Source organism: Thermodesulfobacteriota bacterium (genome assembly GCA_040755095.1).
Lineage (GTDB): Bacteria > Desulfobacterota > Desulfobulbia > Desulfobulbales > JBFMBH01 > JBFMBH01.
Genome location: JBFMBH010000035.1, coordinates 1 through 18,361, shown reverse-complemented (window position 1 = coordinate 18,361; position 18,361 = coordinate 1). Strand labels below are relative to the sequence as shown.

The following is an 18,361-nucleotide window of genomic DNA, read 5'->3' as shown; positions in this document are numbered from 1 at the left end:
AACGTGGGACGACGTTATAGAGAGGTGACTGCCGCCATGATCCGTGAGCTGCTCAGGACCACCCGCATGCGCGTCAAGTTCCTGCTGGCCACCAGCCTGGTGGTCGGTCTGTGCATGGGCTTTGCCCTCTATCAGGGGATCGCCTTCCACACCGCGACGGCGATGAAGCTGGTGGAGGAGTCGTCCCGCCTGCTGTTGGAAAATACATACAGCGCCATGAAGTTCCCGATGTCGGTCGGCGACAGCAAGACGGTGGAAGAGCAGCTCAAAGGCATCGGGGAGCACAACAGCGGCCTCGACATCGCCATCACCGATTTCGCCCATGTCATCACCTACGCCTCCCAGGAGGGGCACATCCACAACAACATGGATCTCTATCTGGGGACAGAAGAGGCCAGACAGGCCCTGGCCAAGGCCCTGCTCACCGGCACCCCGCCCCCCCACCCGCTGGTGGATCAGGACGGCAGCCACACCTCCATGGTGGTCCTCAGGCCCATCCTCAACGAGCCGGCCTGCCACCACTGCCACAGCGACTACCGCCCGGTGCTCGGCGCGGTGGTGGTGAAGCAGTCCCTGATGACAGTGCTGGCTTCCATCCATGCGGCCCGGGACCGGCTGATCCTGTACGCCGTCTTGACCCTGGTCGGCCTGGTGGTGCTTCTCTACTCGTCCTTCGTCCGCCTGGTGAGCCGGCGCATCGGCGTTCTGGAATCGCTCACCAGCAAGGTGGCCGCCGGCGACGTCAGCGTGGAGATCCATGACGAGCACCAGGACTCCATCGGCCATCTCACGAACAATTTCAACGAGATGGTCAAGAGCATCCGGGACCGGATCGAATACGCCAACAGCCTGAAGCTCGCCATCTCCGATCCCTTCTTCATCGTGGACGCCGGGATGCGGGTGACCTTTGTCAACGAGGCGGCAACCCGCCTGCTGGACCTGCCCGCTGACGGACTGGTGGGGAAGGCCTGCCAGGAGGTCTTTCAGAGCGACGCCTGCGAGAGCAGCTGTCCGGTCAAGCGGGCCATGGCCACCGGCAAGGCCACGGTGGGCCGGCGCATGACCCTGCGCGACCGGAGTGGCCGGGAGATCCCGGTCATGACCAGCGCCTCGGTGCTGCGGGACGCCGCTGGCCACGTCCTGGGTGGCTACGAGATCATCCGGGATCTCTCCGTGGAGGTGGCGGCCGAGCAGCAGCTGCAGGGGGCATACCGCCGGGAGGAAGAAGCCAAGAAGGCGCTGGAGGCCAGGGTGCTGGAGCTGTCGGCGGTCCTGGGGCGGGCGGCGCACGGCGACTTCACCGCCCGGGGCCAGGCGGCCGGCGTCGCCGAGGCTGCCGATGCCATGGATCTCATGACCCGCCGCATCAACGAAACCCTGGACGGCATGGTGGCCCTGATCGGCAAGGTGAAGGACTACACCCTGCCGGTGGCCAGCGGCGTCTGGAAGATCTCCCGGGAGAACGCCAACCTTTCCGATCGGACCCAGCAACAAGCTGGCGCCATGGAAGAGATCAGCAGCACCCTCGAGCAGCTGGCGGCCAACATCCGCGAGAACCTGACCAATGTCCGCCGCGCCGATGCCCTGGCCAAGGATGCGGTGAAGGTGGCCGAGGACGGCCGCGGCCTGGTGGAAAAGACCGCCCAGGCCATGGTGGTGATGTCCGGCAAGAGCCAGAAGATCGAAGAGATGACCGAGCTGATCAACGAGATCACCTTCCAAACCAATCTCCTCTCCGTCAATGCGGCGGTCGAGGCGGCCCGGGCTGGCGAGCATGGCCGTGGCTTCGCGGTGGTGGCGGAGGAGGTGCGCAACCTGGCCAAGCGGAGCGCTGCCTCGGCCAAGGACATCGACCTGCTGGTGCGGGAGATCAGAAGCTCCGCCACCACGGCCCACGAATGGGTGGACAGGGTGAACGACTCCCTGGCCAGGATCGTGCAGACCTCGGCGCAGGTGTCCCAGGCCCTGGAGGAGATCAAGCTCAGCAGCGAAGAAAGTGCCAGCGGCATGGGGCAAATCAACAAGGGGGTGCTGGAGCTTTGTGACGTCAACGAAAAGAACACCTGCTTTGCCGAGGAGATCGCCCAGGAGATGAAGAGCCTCGGCAACACGGTGGAGGTGCTGAAGGAGACCACCGAGATGTTCGTCCTCGACAGTGCCAGCGCGGGGACCGGTGCCGCCCGATCCCCCGCCCCGGCCGTGGCCATCCCCCTGGATCGCCCGGAGACGCCGGTGCCGCGGCCGCCGGCGCTGCGGCAACGGCTGGCCACCGGCTGGGCCGATAGCGGGCCGCCTCCGGGCCAGCGCGACGACGAATTCCAGGACCTGTGATGGATTCCGACCTCTGTGTCCTCTTCGCCCTGAACGGCCGGACATACGGGCTGGAAGCCGTGCGCGTCCTGGAGGTCATGGGCTTCCGGCCCCTGACGCCGTTGCCTGATCCGGAGCCCGGGGTCAAGGGGGTGATCAGCCTGCGGGGGGCGATTGTGCCGGTGGTCGACCTGCGCTCAGCCTTCCGCCTGCCAGCCACCGCGTATTCGCGGTTCCACGTCATCCTGGTGGTGGATGTGGCAGGTCGGCGGGTTGGCCTGATCGCGGACGAGATCATTGATGTGACCCGGATGCCCCGGCAGGAGCTGCAGGCGGTGGCCAGCCTGCCACCCGGACTGCCTGCGCATCTGGTTGCTGCTTTGGGCCACACAGCTGACAAGCCGGTCGTCCTGCTCTGCCTCGACGGCCTGTTGGACCCCGGACCATCCACAAGGGGGGAGAGGCGCCATGGCCAGGATTCTGATCATCGATGACAGCGCCCTGGTGGCCCATGTCGCCAAGGGCATCCTGGACCGGTGCGGCCACGAGGTGCTCCTGGCCGCTGACGGCCCCAGCGGCCTCGAGCTGGCAGCGCAAGAGCGACCGGACCTGATTCTCCTGGACGTGGTGATGCCGGGGATGAACGGCTACCAGGTTTGCGAGCAGCTGAAGGCGCAGGCGGCCACTCCGGAGATGCCCATCATCATGCTCACCTCCCGCGCGGACCCGGCCGACAAGGTGCGTGGCCTGGAGATCGGCGCTTCGGATTATGTCACCAAGCCCTTTGATGAAGGGGAGCTGGTGGCCCGGGTGAACACCCATCTCAAGATCCGGGAGCTCTATGAGAGCCTGCGGGAAAAGAACCGGCAGCTCCAGGAGCTGGTCAACCGGGACGGGCTGACCGGTCTCTATAACCATCGCTTCTTCCAGGAGACCGCGGCCAAGGACTTCCAGAAGGCGGTCCGCTACCAGGAATCCCTGTCCTGCACCATGCTGGATATCGACTATTTCAAAACCTTCAACGATACCCACGGCCATCAGGTGGGAGACACGGTCCTGCGGACGCTGGGGGGGCTCATCCGGTCGCAGATGCGGGAGACGGATCTGGCTGCCCGCTATGGGGGGGAGGAGTTCGCGCTTCTTCTCTACCGCACCCCGGCCCCGGAGGCCTTCCTGGTCGCGGACCGCCTGCGGCAGGCGGTGGCGGATCACGCCTTCCGGCACGAGGAGCTGACCCTGGCGGTGACCATCAGCGTCGGCGTCGCCACCTTCCCCCATCCCCGGATCCTGGACGCCCGGACCCTGATCGAGTGCGCCGACCAGGCCCTTTACCAGGCCAAGGACAACGGCCGCAACCGGGTGGTGGCCCTTGCCTGAGCCGCCCGCTGGCGGTCGCGGTCAGTCGGCAATGGCCGGTGGTCGCGCCAGGCCGCGGCGGCTGGCCTCCTCCCGGACGGCCGGGATGCCCAGGATCTCTGCCAGAAGCACGTCCGAGATCCGGCCCCAGACATCGGCCGGAATCGCCGGCTCGACCGCCGGATCAGCATCGTCCGGGTCCTTGAAGAGATAGAGGAGGCTGGTGATGCCCGAGGCCGCGATGGCAGGACCGGAGGCCCAGCCGTCGCCATCCTGATCCACATAGGGATCGCCGGCCAGGATCGCCGGCAGATCGTGGAGAGGGGCCGCAAGCCCCAGGATGGCATTGAGCCGCTCCACAACCAGGTTGGCGATGAAGGCCTGGCCGGTGTAGCCGGGATGGACGCCGTCCAGGCTGAAGGCCCCGCCTCGCACCCATTTCCGGCTCATCTGCCGGCCGTCCACCACCACCGGGGTCTGCCCGGTGAGGGCGCCGTTGAGGACCCCGCCCACGTCCACCAGATGAACGAATGGGCCGCGGGAGGCGGCCTGGGCCTGGATGATGCTGTTGAAGGCATCGATGCGGGCCATGATCAGCTGCTGCTCGGCCTCGGCAAGCACCAGTCCATCCGCTTGCATCCCGTCCCGCTCCAGCACGGCGTTGACCTCGGCTGCCGAATGGCCAGTGGCCAGCATGGCGTAGAGCATGCCGAAAGTCAGGAGCGACACCCGATCGCCGGGCAGAAAATCGGTCACCGGCTGACCAGAAGGCGCCACCCGCTTGAAGGTGGGCGGCACTGTGTAGCCGGGGTCGATCTTGCGCAGGTAGTACTCCAGGTCCTCGGAGTCCATGAGATAGCCCACGGCGCTGTAATAGGGCAGCGTCACCAGCACCAGATCCACCGGCACCGGAGCGGCCGCGGCGGCAGCCTGCAGGCGATCCACCACCGCGGCATACTGGGCCGCGAAATCGGCGCTCTCGGTGAGGTTGCGCTCGATGGCTGCCTGGGTGAAGGGGGCGAAGGAGACGGCCCCCTGGGCCTCACCAAAGGCCAGGAGCAGGCGCAGGCCCGGCTTCAAAAGGTCTTTGACCGCGGCAAACGGGAAGGGCTGGAAGCTCGGATTGGCGCCGCCGCCGCCCAGGGCGGCGAGACTGGAGTCGTTGTTGCCGGCCCACAGCACCACCAGCGACCGCTCCAGGTGGGCCACCGCGGCCCAGTCCTGGAGCAGCCAGACGGCCGCATCCACCTGGGAGGTGGGCGCTCCGGCGAAGAGATTGATCGGGTAGAGGACCTTGTCGTAGGTGTCCCGCAGAAGGCGCGGCAGCAGGCGGTCGGCCAGGAGATCCCGACTCGGGAGCGAGGCCGGCGCCCCCACTCGCTTGCCGTACAGAAGGCCGGCCAGGGAAAAAATGTCGGCGCCGTCCACCCCCAGGTTGGTGGGCAGCAGGAAGGGGGTGAGACGCTTTTCGGCCACATTGAAAAACGGCTGCCGGAAAGCCAGGGGGGTCTCGCTGGCCAGGGCCACCGCCACCTTCTGGAGATAGGCGTTGGCCGTGTGGATGGCGTTGTTGGTGGCATCCATGGTGCCGTGGGTCAGACTGTCCCCGATGCCGATCAGGGCGACGCGGCGGGGTCGCAGGTTGGCGGCCTGGGCGCCGGACGCGGGGCCGGCGCCCAGCAGCAGGACCAGGAGGACGATGGCGGCTGGCAGGATGCTCCGGAAGGCGATTCGACTCGGCATGGCGCTCTTCTCCTTTGGCTCCATCTAGCCCCAGCCCGGGGTAGTCTGTCAAGCTCGCTGGCCAGGGCCTCGGCCGGCGCCGGTTTACATTGCCGCCCTGCCGTGCCATAATTGAAGCCAGTCCGGGCAGAAATGCCCGCTGCAGGCGAGGATAGAAGCCAGCCGTGAGCGTCGAAGAGCAGTTCATCCGCAATGTGGACAAGCTGGTCCCCTGCCCCCGGGTAGCCCTGGAGGTGCTCCAGCACGCCCACGAGCCCCATTGTGATCTGGCCACCCTGGAGGCGACCATCGAGCGGGATCCCAATCTCACCGCCACCATGCTGCGCATGGCCAACTCCGCCTACTATGGCCATATGCACCAGATCCACTCGGTGCGGGAGATCGTCATCCGGCTGGGGGTAGACGCCATCAAGATCATTGCCATCACCGGCGCCTCGGTGGCATGCCTGCGCTCGCCCCAGATCGCCTACAACCTAGAGCCGGGGGCACTGTGGCGCCACAGCCATGCCACGGCCATCCTGGCCGCCATCCTGGCCCGGCATGCCCGGGAGACCGAGCCGGCCGCCGTCTACACCGCCGCCCTGCTCCACGATATCGGCAAGGTGCTCCTCAACCGGCCCTTGCAGCAGGAGGCGGGGCGGCGCGGGCCGGACGCCGCCGGCAAGCCGTCCGGGGTTGCGTGGGAGCGCTCCGTGCTGGGCACGGATCACGCCCGGGTGGGCAAGGCTCTGCTGGCGGACTGGGGCCTGCCCACTGCCATCGTCGATCCGGTGGGCAGCCACCACGACCGCCCAGGGATCGTCACTGCGCCTCTGGCCAGCCGGATCGTCTTCGCCGCCAATGCCGTGGTGGAGAGCATTGGCATCCACGGTCTGACCACCCAGATCCCGCCGCCCCTGGACGAGATGGCCACCGCCCAGGAAGACTGGTCATTCCTGCCCGGATTCCAGGAAGGGATGGAGGCCATCATCGACGAGTTCTTCGGCGAATACATGAAGACCTCGTCCCTGTTCGCCGAGCACGGTCATTCCGCATCCTGATCCTGCCGGCACACCGGTGCCGCCCCCAGACCCGCTGGCAGCAGCAGCCGTCGCTGGTGGCCATGGACCCCGCCGGCCCGCTCGGGCAGAAAGCCCAGGTAGCGGCCGCCCTCCGCCTGCAGTCCCACTGCCGCCAGGCTCTCCCGGCCAAGCCAGCAGAAGGTCGACCTCTTGAGCAGCTCCTCCCGCTCGTGGTGGGCGTAAAGACCAGGCCAGCTCTGGGGCAGGAGGCGCCGCAGGGTCTCCCGGGCCTCGGCCAGGAGCCTGCTGCCGCCGAGATGATCGGGCAGGAAGCGGTGGCCGCAGGCCAGCCAGTCGTGGCGGAGGATCTCCACCAGAAGCGGCCGCTCCGGCCGTTCGTCGATGCTGGCGGCCAGAAGCCCGCTCAGCCGCTCCTGGGTGGGCGGCTGAGCGAAGAAGCCCGTCTTGCGGCAACGGTCAGCCAGGTGGGAAAGGAACGTGAAGGGGCTGTCGTCGCTTCGCCGCAGCCAGTCCCAGAACCGGCAGAAGAACCGGTTGTTGCAGAAGGCCTCCACGGTCTCGCCGAGCCAGAAGAGGTCAGCCAGGGACTCATGGTCCAGCCAGCGGTTGGCCAGGAGCGGATAGGGAGGCCGGCGGCTGAAGACGAGACCGAATCGCTCTGCCTCGTTGGCCAAAGGGGTGCCGGGTAGCACCTTGAGAAGCCCCATCTGGAGATGGTGCGGGGCAAGGCGGAAGACGAAGTCGAAGCCCTGGGCGTAGCTCTCCGCGGTTTCGTGGGGCAGGCCGAGGATGAGGTCGGCGTGGACATGCACGGTGTCCAGGGCCACCAGGGCCGGCACCACGGCGGTCAGACGCTCCGGATGCCATGGCCGCCGAACCGCGGCCAGGGCCGGCGGATGGGCGGACTGGATGCCGATCTCGAACCGGAAGCGACCGGCCGGCACGGTGGCCAGAAAGGCGAGCATGTCGCCGGTGATGAGGTCGGCGCTGATCTCGAAGTGGCAGACCGTTTCCGGATCGCCGTGGCGCAGGAGATGCTGCCAGATGGCCAGGGTGCGCCGCGGATCCAGGTTGAAGGTCCGGTCCACGAACCGGAGGTTTCGGGGCCGTGCCGCCAGCAGGCGCGACAGCTCGACCCGGACCAGGGCAAGATCCTTTTCCCGCACCCGGGGCTTTCGGCTGGACAGGCAGTAGCTGCAGCCAAACGGACAGCCGCGGCTGGCCTCGTAATAGACCGCCCGTTCCCGGAGTGGCCCGGCCAGATCCTCGTCCCGGTAAGGGCAGGGAAAGCGCGCCGGCTCCTTGGCCTGGTAAAGGGGCGCCAGGGTGCCGGCCGCCAAGTCCTGGTAGAACGCCTCGCCCAGCCCTTCCACCTCGCCCTGGACCCAGACAAAACGGGCCAAGGGATCGCCCGCCCGCTCGCGGCTGCTGATCTCCGGACCGCCGAGAACGATGGCGCAGGACGGCAAGGCGGCGGCCAGGTCCTGGGCCAGAGAGGTGACGAGGGCCGCGTTCCAGACCGCCACCGAGAAGAAGATGGCATCCGGTCCGCCGGCGCTGATCCGGATGAGGAGGCGGTAGTAGGGATCATTGATGGTGCACTGCGCCAGCTCCAGGCGGATGCCGGGCAGCCGGGCCCGCAGCTCTTCCCGGACCGCGAGGATGCCGGGACAGGTGTGCAGATAGCGGGCGTTCAGGGCCACGAGCTTGACGAGCATGGCGGTCTCCCGGATGGCAGCCCGGATGCAGCCTGGCTGCCCCGGGCTGGAGAGGGTTTCAGCTTGACAGCAACGTGAAAAAAGCACAAATCTAGGGACCGTTGTCTGCCCTCCCCGGGTTCCTGCCGGCCTTTGTCCAGGCCGATCAACAGCCGTTTCGGTGTCCACAGGCCATGAACGACCAGCACGCCCGCGAGGCGGAACAGTTTGCCGCGGTTCTCCGCGCCTGCCAAGGCAGCCGCATCGACGAGCGGCTGTTGATCCTGGATGTCTTCCTGTCCACGGAACGGCACCTCACCCTGGCGGACGTGGAGGAGATGCTGCGACAGCGGGGCGTTGCGGCACCGGACCGGGCCTTCCTCCAGGAGACCATGGACCTCCTGTGCCACTTTGGCTTCGCCAAGCGGCGGGTGTTCGATCTCCAGGAGGCCCGATACGAGCACGAGCATCTCGGCCTGCACCACGATCATTTCATCTGCACGCGCTGCGGCCGCATCCAGGAGTTCAGCAGCCCGGAGCTGGAACGGCTGCAGCTGGAGATCGCCCGGGATTACCAGTTCCACCCCTTGCACCACAAGAACGAGGTCTACGGCCTGTGCCAGGCCTGCAACGACGAGCGCACCCCCACCATGCCACTGGCACTGGCCTCCATCGGCGAGGAGGTACGCATCGCGCGCATCCGGGGTGGCCGGGAGATCCAGTCCCGCCTGGCGGCCATGGGCCTCCACGTCGGGCTGTGGATCGAGGTCATCCAGCGGGATGCCCCGGGGCCGTTCATCGTCGCCGCCAAGGGCACGCGGCTGGCCCTGGGGCACGGCCTGGCTGGCAAGATCGAGGTCAGCCCGGCCCGGGAGGCCGGCCGGCCATGACCCCTGCAGCCGCCAGCCCTTCCGCCCACCGGAGCCTTTCGCGACCATGACCTTGGACCAGCTGAAGGCCGGCGAGCGGGGCCATATTCGACGCCTGACCGTCCAGGGAGCCTTGCGCAAGCGCCTCCAGGAGATGGGCTTCGTGAGCGGCGCTGAGGTCCTGGTCATCAAGTACGCGCCCTTGCGCGATCCGGTGGAATACCTCATCAAGGGCTACCACATCAGCCTCCGCCACGAGGAGGCCGCCCAGATCCTGATCGACAAGATCGACTGACCTGCCCGCCCGCTGCGGCGCCTGCCTATGCCTGAGAGCCCTGCCCCTTTGCCCCTGACCATCGCCCTGGCTGGCAACCCCAATGCCGGCAAGACCACCATCTTCAACCGCCTCACCGGCTCCCACCAGAAGGTCGGCAACTGGGGCGGCGTGACCGTGGAAAAGAAGGAGGGGCGCCTCCAGCACGCCGGCCGGGAGATCCGGGTGGTGGATCTGCCTGGCATCTACTCCCTTACGGCCTACTCCATCGAAGAGATCGTCGCCCGGGATTACATCCTGGAGGAGAAGCCGGAGGTGGTGGTGGTGATCCTGGACGCCACCAACCTGGAGCGGAACCTCTATCTCGCCACCCAGCTCATCGAGCTGAACATCAAGCTGGTCTTTGCCATGAACATGGTGGATGCCGCCGAGGCCCGGGGCATCGAGACCGATTATCACCTGTTGGAGTCTCTCCTCGGCGTGCCCATTGTCCAGACCGTGGGCACCAGGGGCCAGGGGCTGAGCGAGCTTCTGGATGCGGTCCTGGCGGTAGCGGCGGACCAGCACTCGTCAGCACGCCATATCCATGTCAACTACGGCCGAGAGGTGGAAACGGAGATCGCCGCCTTGAAGCAGGCCATCGCCCGGGATCCCGAGCTGAAGACCCGGTACTATCCCCGCTGGCTGGCGGTGAAGCTCCTGGAGGTGGACCGCCATATCCTGGACAAGGTCAAGGCCTCGCCGGCCCAGGCTGCCATTTTGGCGCAGCTCGCGGCCTCGACCCGCCACCTGGGAACGATCTTTCCCCAGGACGAGGCCGGAACCCTCATCACCGACGGCCGCTACGGCTTCATCGGCGGGGCCGTCAAGGAGGCCCAGAAGCTGTCGCGGGCCGAGCGCATCACCCTCACCGATCAGGCGGACCGCCTGCTCACCAACCGGTTTCTGGGCTTCCCTGTCCTCTTGCTGTTCATGTACCTGCTCTTCAACGGCACCTTCACCCTGGGCGAGTATCCCATGTCCTGGATCGAGCAGGGGGTGGAGTGGTGCAGCGGCCGGGTGGCCGCACTGCTGCCGGACGGCCTGCTGGAGGATCTCCTGGTGAACGGGATCATCGGCGGCGTCGGCGGGGTGATCGTCTTCCTCCCCAACATCCTCATTCTGTATCTGGGCATCAGCCTGATGGAGGACACCGGCTACATGGCCCGGGCCGCCTTCATCATGGACCGGGTCATGCACACCCTGGGCCTGCATGGCAAGTCCTTCATCCCCATGATCATGGGCTTCGGCTGCAATGTGCCGGCGATCATGGCCACCCGCACCCTGGAGAGCCGGCGGGACCGCCTGCTCACCATCCTGATCAACCCGCTCATGAGCTGTTCGGCGCGGCTGCCGGTCTACATCCTCTTTGCCGGCGCCTTCTTCCCGGATCGGGAAGGGAACGTCATCTTCAGCATCTATCTTCTGGGCATCGTGCTGGCCATCCTCATGGGCCAACTGTTCAAGCGCACTTTATTCCGTGGGGAGATCGCTCCTTTTGTCATGGAGCTCCCCCCGTACCGTATGCCCACCCTGAACACCATCGTCATCCACATGTGGGAGAAGACGGCCGTCTATCTCCAGAAGATGGGTGGGGTGGTGCTGTGCTTTGCCATTGTTGTCTGGTTCCTGGGGGCGTTCCCCCGCCAGACGGCGGAGGACGCCAGCTACCAGGCCCGAATCGCGGCCGTGGAGACCCGGCTGGCGGCAGCCCCGGATCTGCCCAGCCAGGAGGCCTTGCAGGCCGAACTGCAAACGGTGCGGCGCGCCTGGCACCGGCAGCAGGTGGAGAACAGCTACATCGGCCGCATGGGCCGCTTCATCGAGCCGGTGCTGCGGCCCCTGGGGTTCGATTGGCGGATGAGCGTTTCGCTGCTCACCGGCTTTGTGGCCAAGGAGATCGTGGTCAGCTCCATGGGCGTGCTCTACCAAGTGGGCGACGAGGCTGAAGCCACCTCGGAGGGCCTGCGCCGTGCCCTGCAGGCCAGCGGCCTGTCACCGGTGGTGGCCTACGCCTTCATGGTCTTTGTCCTGATCTACACACCGTGCCTGGTGTCGGTCATCACCATCTGGCGGGAGACCCGCTCCCTGGCCTGGATGGCCTTCTCCATCGCCTACCTGGTGGTCCTGGCCTGGGCTGTCGCCTTCGCCATCCGCCGGGCCGGCGCCTTCCTGGGCTGGGGGTAGAACCCTCTGGCATCTGACCCTCGGGGTCGGTATACTGGAACGGCCCCGGTGTGTGCGCCGGGAGCGAGCCGAGAACCCAGACCGAGGAGCGTCATGTCCAACCTGCGTGCCCATCGGCGCCGCGGCCGGCGCCCGAGCCATTTCCTGACCCACTTCCCCCCCTCCCCCCCCACCGTTCTCCCCGCCACCGCCCCGTGGTCCTGGCCGGACACCCGGCTGACCATCTTCCTGTTTCTTGCCGCCGGAACGGCCCTCTACCTGTTCTGGCTGTTCCATGGCTTGGACGCCTTCCGCGCCGCTGTCCGCGGTGCGGCCCCGGACGTCTGGCAGCAGTGGGAGCCCCTGCTGTGGCGCCGCGGGGTAGGGGGACTAGGCCTTGGTGGCCTGGTGGCCTTGTTCGCCGGCGTCCAGCTCTGGGATTTCCGCCAGGAGCGCCGCCGGCACGAGGCGGCCCTCCTGCGCAGCCATTCCCGGTACCGGCAACTGGTTGAGCTCAGCCCCAGTGTCATGATCGTCCGCATCGACCTTGCCGCCCAACGCTGGCTGGACGCCAACCGGAACGCCCTGCGCTTCTTCGGCGCCAGCCGCGCCCAGTTCGTGGGCGAGAGCATCTGGCCGTTCTGCCATCCCCAGACGCGGCCGGAGCTGGAAGCCCGGCTGGACGGCCTGCAGGAGGACAGCGCCGGCATGCCTCTGGCCGCCAGGATGCTGGCCGCCACCGGTGAGTTCCGGGAGGTGGAGTGGTCGCTGACGCCTCTCGGCGACGAGGGCAGCAGCCCGGAGGCCCTGGCGGTCATCCTCGATGTCACGGAGCGGAGACGTGCCGAGCTGCTGCGCTTGGAGCAGGAGAAGCTGCGAGGGGTGTTGGAGATGGCGGGGGCCGCAGCGCACGAATTCAACCAGCCCTTGCAGGTGGTCACAGGCCTTCTGTGGCTGCTCAAGAACAAGCGCCTGGCCGATAACCGCCGGGAAGCGCTCATGGAGCAGTTGGACGGCGAGGTACGCAAGATGGCCCACCTGGGCCGGCAAGTCTCGCAAGTGAGCCGCTACGCCGTGAAGCCCTATGCCGGCAACCAGCACATCATCGACATCGAAAAGGCGGCCAGCTCGGGGGCGGAGCAGCCTCCGGCGGCACCGGCACCGACGCCGCCGCCGGCAGCCGAGTGTGCCCCTCAACCCGCCTCGCTCATCCGCGGGCCGTGGGAGCTGGAGGTCCAGCCGGCCGCCTGGGGCCGCACCGCGTAACGAGCGCCGGCAACAAAAAACCCCGTTCCTGGACGGTCCAGGGGCGGGGTTTTTGTTTGTTTCTTTGCGCAAGGGATTCGGCGGCGACCTACTCTCCCACCCAGCCTCCCGGGCAGTACCATCGGCGCTGAGAAGCTTAACGGCCGTGTTCGGAATGGGAACGGGTGTTGCCTTCTCGCTATGGCCACCGAAAATATCAAGGAATACAGGGTAACATACAGATAATATGGTCAAGCCGCACGGCTGATTAGTATCGGTAAGCTTCATCCGTTACCGGACTTCCACACCCGACCTATCGACCTCGTCGTCTCCGAGGTGCCTTCAGGTGGCTTTCACCACGGGATATCTCATCTTGGGGGGGGCTTCCCGCTTAGATGCTTTCAGCGGTTATCCCGGCCGAACATAGCTACCCAGCTATGCCGCTGGCGCGACAACTGGAACACTAGCGGTTCGTCCGTCCCGGTCCTCTCGTACTAGGAACAGCTCCCCTCAAATATCCTCCGCCCGCAACAGATAAGGACCAAACTGTCTCACGACGTTTTAAACCCAGCTCACGTACCGCTTTAATTGGCGAACAGCCAAACCCTTGGGACCTGCTCCAGCCCCAGGATGCGATGAGCCGACATCGAGGTGCCAAACCTCCCCGTCGATATGGACTCTTGGGGGAGATAAGCCTGTTATCCCCGGCGTACCTTTTATCCGTTGAGCGACGGCCCTTCCATGCGGAACCGCCGGATCACTAAGGCCTACTTTCGTACCTGCTCGACTCGTCAGTCTCGCAGTCAAGCTCCCTTATGCCTTTACACTCTGCGGCTGGTTTCCAATCAGCCTGAGGGAACCTTCGCGCGCCTCCGTTACACTTTGGGAGGCGACCGCCCCAGTCAAACTACCCGCCAGACACTGTCCCTGAACCCGATCAGGATCCGAGGTTAGGATTCTAAGATAACAAGGGTGGTATTTCAACGTTGACTCCACATGGGCTAGCGCCCACGTCTCACAGTCTCCCACCTATCCTACACATGTCAGCCCAGAATACAATGCCAAGCTGTAGTAAAGGTGCACGGGGTCTTTCTGTCTAGTTGCGGGTAACCGGCATCTTCACCGGTGCTACAGTTTCGCTGAGCCTCTGGTTGAGACAGTGGGGAAATCGTTACGCCATTCGTGCAGGTCGGAACTTACCCGACAAGGAATTTCGCTACCTTAGGACCGTTATAGTTACGGCCGCCGTTTACTGGGGCTTCGGTTCAGTGCTTTGGTTGCCCTGACACTTCCCCTTAACCTTCCAGCACCGGGCAGGCGTCAGACCCTATACTTCGTCTTACGACTTCGCAGAGTCCTGTGTTTTTAGTAAACAGTCGCTCCCCCCGTTTCTCTGCAACCCCCCTCGGCTCCACGGGCAAGCCGCTTCACCTAATGAGGGCACACCTTCTCCCGAAGTTACGGTGTTATTTTGCCGAGTTCCTTAACCAGAGTTCTCTCACGCGCCTCGGGATGCTCTCCCTGCCTACCTGTGTCGGTTTGCGGTACGATCACTGTAGAGACTCGCTACGAGGCTTTTCTTGGCAGCATGGGCTCAATCACTTTGGTGCCGCTAGGCGGCTTCGTCATCACCCCTCAGCGTTACGGGAATCCGGATTTGCCTAGATCCCCCGCCTACAGGCTTGAGCCAGGACGTCCAACACCCGGCTGACCTACCCTTCTGCGTCCCCCCTTCGCTCAAACGCCCCTACAGTGGTACAGGAATATTAACCTGTTTCCCATCACCTACGCCTCTCGGCCTCGGCTTAGGGATCGACTAACCCTGAGCAGATTAACTTGACTCAGGAAACCTTAGGCTTACGGCGTGCGGGTTTCTCACCCGCATTTTCGCTACTCGTGTCAGCATAAGCTCTTGTGGAATCTCCAGCACTCCTTACGGTATGCCTTCACTGACGCCACAATGTTCCCCTACCGCTCTGTCTGATGACAGAACCCGCAGCTTCGGTAGTATGCTTGAGCCCCGGTAAATTTTCGGCGCGGACCCACTCGACCAGTGAGCTATTACGCTTTCTTTGAAGGATTGCTGCTTCTAAGCCAACCTCCTGGTTGTCTAGGCAGTTCCACCTCCTTTACCACTTAGCATACATTCTGGGACCTTAGCTGGCGATCTGGGTTCTTTCCCTCTCGACCACGGATCTTATCACCCGTAGTCTGACTCCTGCGATCTACGTTGGCGGCATTCGGAGTTTGTTTGGGTTTGGTAATCCGGTGAGACCCCTAGCCCATTCAGTGCTCTACCTCCGCCACTAAACTCGCAAGGCCATACCTAAATATGTTTCGGGGAAAACCAGCTATCACCGAGTTTGATTAGCCTTTCACTCCTATCCACAGCTCATCCAAGCAGTTTTCAACCTACACTGGTTCGGGCCTCCATCTCGTGTTACCAAGACTTCACCCTGGCCATGGATAGATCACTCGGCTTCGGGTCTACCCCATGCAACTATGACGCCCTGTTCAGACTCGCTTTCGCTGCGGCTCCACCTCACGGCTTAACCTCGCTGCATAGGGTAACTCGCTGACTCATTATGCAAAAGGCACGCAGTCACACTGTGCTCGCGCACATAGTGCTCCCACCGCTTGTAAGCAGACGGTTTCAGGTACTATTTCACTCGGGTCGCCCCCGTACTTTTCACCTTTCCCTCACGGTACTGGTTCACTATCGGTCACCGAGAAGTATTTAGCCTTGGAAGATGGTCCTCCCAGATTCCCACAAGGTTTCACGTGCCCCGTGGTACTCGGGTTTCTCGCCCAGGAAGCTCGCTCCATTTCGCATACGGGACTCTCACCCCCTATGGCCGGCCTTTCCAGGCCGTTCTGCTATGAAGCAAATTGGTAACTCCCCGAAGAGGCTGCAACCTCCTCCGGCAAGACCCCACAACCCCCCGTGCGCAACGCTTGCAGGCTTACACGCACAAGGTTTGGGCTGCTCCCCTTTCGCTCGCCACTACTCAGGGAATCGCTTTTGCTTTCCTCTCCTGAGGGTACTAAGATGTTTCAGTTCCCCTCGTTCGCCTCGCAAGCCTATGAATTCAGCTCGCGATACCTGGACATCACTCCAGGTGGGTTCCCCCATTCGGATTCCTCCGGATCAAAGCCCGTTAGCAGCTCCCCGGAGCTTTTCGCAGCTTTCCGCGTCCTTCGTCGCCTCTCGGTGCCAAGGCATCCACCGTCTGCCCTTAGTAGCTTGACCATAAACTGGTTTCAACTCAGCTACTGTAGGTTACCCTGTATTCACTTTTCAAAGATCATGCAGCCACCGGCTGCTGGCCCCATATCCGCTCCGGATATGAGCCCGGCAATCGGCACCTGGTGGAGGTGAACGGATTCGAACCGATGACCTCCTGCGTGCAAAGCAGGCGCTCTCCCAGCTGAGCTACACCCCCGATCTCCTACCTCGTGGTGGGCCTAACTGGACTTGAACCAGTGACCTCACGCTTATCAGGCGTGCGCTCTAACCGGAACTGAGCTATAGGCCCCCATCCAGACGGCAAAAGCCAGAAAACAGATTCCCTCTGCCCCCGACTGCTGACCTACAACAATCCCTCAAAACTGAATAGCGAGCGCGTGCGTAGAGGTTGACCTAGTCAGGCATATGCCGTCCTTCTAAAGGAGGTGATCCAGCCGCAGGTTCCCCTACGGCTACCTTGTTACGACTTCACCCCAATCATCAACCATACCTTGGTAGCCTGCCCCCCTTGCGGGTTAGCCCAGCTACTTCTGGTACAGCCAACTTTCGTGGTGTGACGGGCGGTGTGTACAAGGCCCGGGAACGTATTCACCGTGGCATGCTGATCCACGATTACTAGCGATTCCAACTTCACGGAGTCGAGTTGCAGACTCCGATCCGGACTGAGACCGGCTTTACGGGATTCGCTACCCCTCGCAGGGTCGCTGCCCTTTGTACCGACCATTGTAGTACGTGTGTAGCCCTAGGCATAAAGGCCATGAGGACTTGACGTCATCCCCACCTTCCTCCGGTTTAACACCGGCAGTCCCCCTAGAGTGCCCAACTGAATGCTGGCAACTAAGGGCAAGGGTTGCGCTCGTTGCGGGACTTAACCCAACATCTCACGACACGAGCTGACGACAGCCATGCAGCACCTGTCTCCAGGCTCCTCTTGACGAGGCACTCCCAACTTTCATCAGGATCCCCGGGATGTCAAACCTAGGTAAGGTTCTTCGCGTTGCGTCGAATTAAACCACATACTCCACCGCTTGTGCGGGCCCCCGTCAATTCCTTTGAGTTTTAACCTTGCGGCCGTACTCCCCAGGCGGAGCACTTAATGCGTTAGCTACGGCACAGAAGGGGTCAACACCTCCTACACCTAGTGCTCATCGTTTACAGCGTGGACTACCAGGGTATCTAATCCTGTTTGCTCCCCACGCTTTCGCGCCTTAGCGTCAGTATTGAGCCAGGAAGTCGCTTTCGCCACAGGTATTCCTCCCGATATCTACGAATTTCACCTCTACACCGGGAATTCCACTTCCCCCTCTCATACTCAAGCCACGCAGTTTCAGATGCACTTCCACGGTTGAGCCATGGGCTTTCACATCTGACTTACACGGCCGCCTACGCGCCCTTTACGCCCAGTAATTCCGAACAACGCTCGCACCCTCCGTATTACCGCGGCTGCTGGCACGGAGTTAGCCGGTGCTTCCTTCAGTGGTACCGTCAAACCCAAAGCCTGTTCGACTCCAGGCCATTCTTCCCACTCGACAGGGCTTTACGATCCGAAGACCTTCTTCACCCACGCGGCGTCGCTGCGTCAGGCTTTCGCCCATTGCGCAAAATTCCTCACTGCTGCCTCCCGTAGGAGTCTGGTCCGTGTTCCAGTTCCAGTGTGGCGGATCATCCTCTCAGACCCGCTAACCATCGCGGCCTTGGTGAGCCGTTACCTCACCAACTAGCTAATGGTACGCAGGCTCATCCTGATACGGTAACATCTTCAGAGGTCACCTTTCCTCCCCAGGCCTCGCGACCCAAAAAGCTTATCCGGTATTAGCCCACCTTTCGGTAAGTTATCCCAAATATCAGGGTAGATTACCTACGCGTTACTCACCCGTGCGCCACTCTACTCGCAGGCCGAAACCCACTTTCGCGTACGACTTGCATGTGTTAGGCACGCCGCCAGCGTTCGTTCTGAGCCAGGATCAAACTCTCCAGTTTGATTCCCTACCGCCTGATTTGGGTCCCCCCAAAACAGACGCTCTCTCCAAAAGGGCCCTACGCACTCTCGCTATTCAGTTTTCAAGGATCGTTGACTCGGCCAGGACCGCTGTGGCCCCGCGAAGGAAATCAATATAGCTTCGCCCCCGCCCTGCGTCAATCACTTTTTTTTCGAGTGATCAACAATCGGTGCCGGTCGGCGAGGCCACGTATTTAGACGATTCCGTCCGCGATGTCAAGGCTGATTCCCACCCCTGGATATTCGATAACCGGGTAGCGCGACGAGCCGGTAGGGAGGACATGCAGCCCTTGCAGTGCCGGGACTGGTGGGAGGTGTGCCTCTGTCCGGGAGCGGAGGCTGGTTGGGAAGCGGCGGGAGGTCTGGCGCGGCTGTCGGTCGGCGGAGATCGACG

At 63.8% G+C, this 18,361-nt stretch carries 10 protein-coding genes, 2 tRNA genes and 3 rRNA genes; 8 read left to right on the top strand and 7 right to left on the bottom strand.

The annotated features are described in order from the left end of the window. Positions 1-36 precede the first annotated feature (36 nt). Genes AB1634_07445 through AB1634_07435 form a run of 3 tightly spaced genes read left to right on the top strand, consistent with a single transcriptional unit; the run spans position 37 to position 3,687 of the window. Positions 37-2,331, top strand: coding sequence for a methyl-accepting chemotaxis protein (locus tag AB1634_07445; GenBank protein ID MEW6219355.1), 2,295 nt, complete (start codon positions 37-39; stop codon positions 2,329-2,331). Continuing rightward, positions 2,331-2,804, top strand: coding sequence for a chemotaxis protein CheW (locus AB1634_07440; GenBank protein ID MEW6219354.1), 474 nt, complete (start codon positions 2,331-2,333; stop codon positions 2,802-2,804). Before AB1634_07445 ends, AB1634_07440 begins: the two co-directional genes overlap by 1 nt. Next, on the top strand, positions 2,779-3,687 hold the full coding sequence (locus AB1634_07435) for a diguanylate cyclase (GenBank protein ID MEW6219353.1): 909 nt from the start codon (positions 2,779-2,781) through the stop codon (positions 3,685-3,687). The genes AB1634_07440 and AB1634_07435 overlap by 26 nt, the downstream gene beginning before the upstream one ends. A gap of 21 nt (positions 3,688-3,708) precedes the next feature. On the opposite strand, the gene AB1634_07430 is transcribed toward AB1634_07435, so the two are convergent. Beyond that, on the bottom strand, positions 3,709-5,409 hold the full coding sequence (locus tag AB1634_07430) for a hypothetical protein (protein ID MEW6219352.1): 1,701 nt from the start codon (positions 5,407-5,409) through the stop codon (positions 3,709-3,711). A gap of 164 nt (positions 5,410-5,573) precedes the next feature. Here AB1634_07430 and AB1634_07425 point away from each other — a divergent pair, with 164 nt between their 5' ends. Then, positions 5,574-6,449 carry an HDOD domain-containing protein gene (locus AB1634_07425; protein MEW6219351.1) on the top strand — a complete coding sequence of 292 codons (876 nt, stop codon included), beginning with the start codon at positions 5,574-5,576 and terminating at the stop codon, positions 6,447-6,449. On the opposite strand, the gene AB1634_07420 is transcribed toward AB1634_07425, so the two are convergent. Beyond that, entirely contained in the window at positions 6,434-8,149 is a 1,716-nt protein-coding gene (locus AB1634_07420; GenBank protein ID MEW6219350.1) for a DUF4080 domain-containing protein, read from the bottom strand. The two genes, AB1634_07425 and AB1634_07420, sit on opposite strands and share 16 nt — an antisense overlap. Positions 8,150-8,322: 173 nt before the next feature. Here AB1634_07420 and AB1634_07415 point away from each other — a divergent pair, with 173 nt between their 5' ends. The 4 genes from AB1634_07415 to AB1634_07400 all read left to right on the top strand — a co-directional run bounded on the left by AB1634_07415 (position 8,323) and on the right by AB1634_07400 (position 12,742). Beyond that, on the top strand, positions 8,323-9,018 hold the full coding sequence (locus AB1634_07415) for a transcriptional repressor (GenBank protein MEW6219349.1): 696 nt from the start codon (positions 8,323-8,325) through the stop codon (positions 9,016-9,018). A gap of 46 nt (positions 9,019-9,064) precedes the next feature. Continuing rightward, positions 9,065-9,292 (top strand): FeoA family protein, encoded by a 228-nt coding sequence (locus AB1634_07410; protein ID MEW6219348.1) that lies wholly within the window; start codon positions 9,065-9,067, stop codon positions 9,290-9,292. A 27-nt stretch (positions 9,293-9,319) separates the two neighbouring features. Next, on the top strand, positions 9,320-11,497 hold the full coding sequence (feoB, locus tag AB1634_07405; protein ID MEW6219347.1) for a ferrous iron transport protein B: 2,178 nt from the start codon (positions 9,320-9,322) through the stop codon (positions 11,495-11,497). Between the two features lie 93 nt (positions 11,498-11,590). Then, a complete protein-coding gene (locus AB1634_07400; protein ID MEW6219346.1) occupies positions 11,591-12,742 on the top strand; it encodes a PAS domain S-box protein in 1,152 nt (383 codons plus the stop codon). 75 nt (positions 12,743-12,817) lie between these two features. On the opposite strand, the gene rrf is transcribed toward AB1634_07400, so the two are convergent. From rrf to AB1634_07375, 5 genes are all read right to left on the bottom strand, one after another. Further along, positions 12,818-12,934 (bottom strand): 5S ribosomal RNA (gene rrf, locus AB1634_07395). A gap of 34 nt (positions 12,935-12,968) precedes the next feature. Next, positions 12,969-15,971: ribosomal RNA gene (locus tag AB1634_07390) — 23S ribosomal RNA — on the bottom strand. 117 nt (positions 15,972-16,088) lie between these two features. Continuing rightward, positions 16,089-16,164, bottom strand: a tRNA-Ala gene (locus tag AB1634_07385). A 14-nt stretch (positions 16,165-16,178) separates the two neighbouring features. Next, positions 16,179-16,257 (bottom strand) — tRNA-Ile (locus AB1634_07380). Positions 16,258-16,386: 129 nt separating this feature from the next. Then, positions 16,387-17,948: ribosomal RNA gene (locus tag AB1634_07375) — 16S ribosomal RNA — on the bottom strand. Together the 16S, 23S and 5S rRNA genes with 2 tRNA genes alongside form the textbook arrangement of a ribosomal RNA operon. Positions 17,949-18,361: the final 413 nt, after the last annotated feature.

Coding starts and splice junctions, on each gene's coding strand:
- AB1634_07410 (MEW6219348.1), top strand. CDS start 9,065: ATGACCTTGGACCAGCTGAAGGCCGGCGAGCGGGGCCATATTCGACGC.
- AB1634_07415 (MEW6219349.1), top strand. CDS start 8,323: ATGAACGACCAGCACGCCCGCGAGGCGGAACAGTTTGCCGCGGTTCTC.
- AB1634_07440 (MEW6219354.1), top strand. CDS start 2,331: ATGGATTCCGACCTCTGTGTCCTCTTCGCCCTGAACGGCCGGACATAC.
- AB1634_07420 (MEW6219350.1), bottom strand. CDS start 8,149: ATGCTCGTCAAGCTCGTGGCCCTGAACGCCCGCTATCTGCACACCTGT.
- AB1634_07400 (MEW6219346.1), top strand. CDS start 11,591: ATGTCCAACCTGCGTGCCCATCGGCGCCGCGGCCGGCGCCCGAGCCAT.
- AB1634_07430 (MEW6219352.1), bottom strand. CDS start 5,409: ATGCCGAGTCGAATCGCCTTCCGGAGCATCCTGCCAGCCGCCATCGTC.
- AB1634_07445 (MEW6219355.1), top strand. CDS start 37: ATGATCCGTGAGCTGCTCAGGACCACCCGCATGCGCGTCAAGTTCCTG.
- feoB (MEW6219347.1), top strand. CDS start 9,320: ATGCCTGAGAGCCCTGCCCCTTTGCCCCTGACCATCGCCCTGGCTGGC.
- AB1634_07435 (MEW6219353.1), top strand. CDS start 2,779: ATGGCCAGGATTCTGATCATCGATGACAGCGCCCTGGTGGCCCATGTC.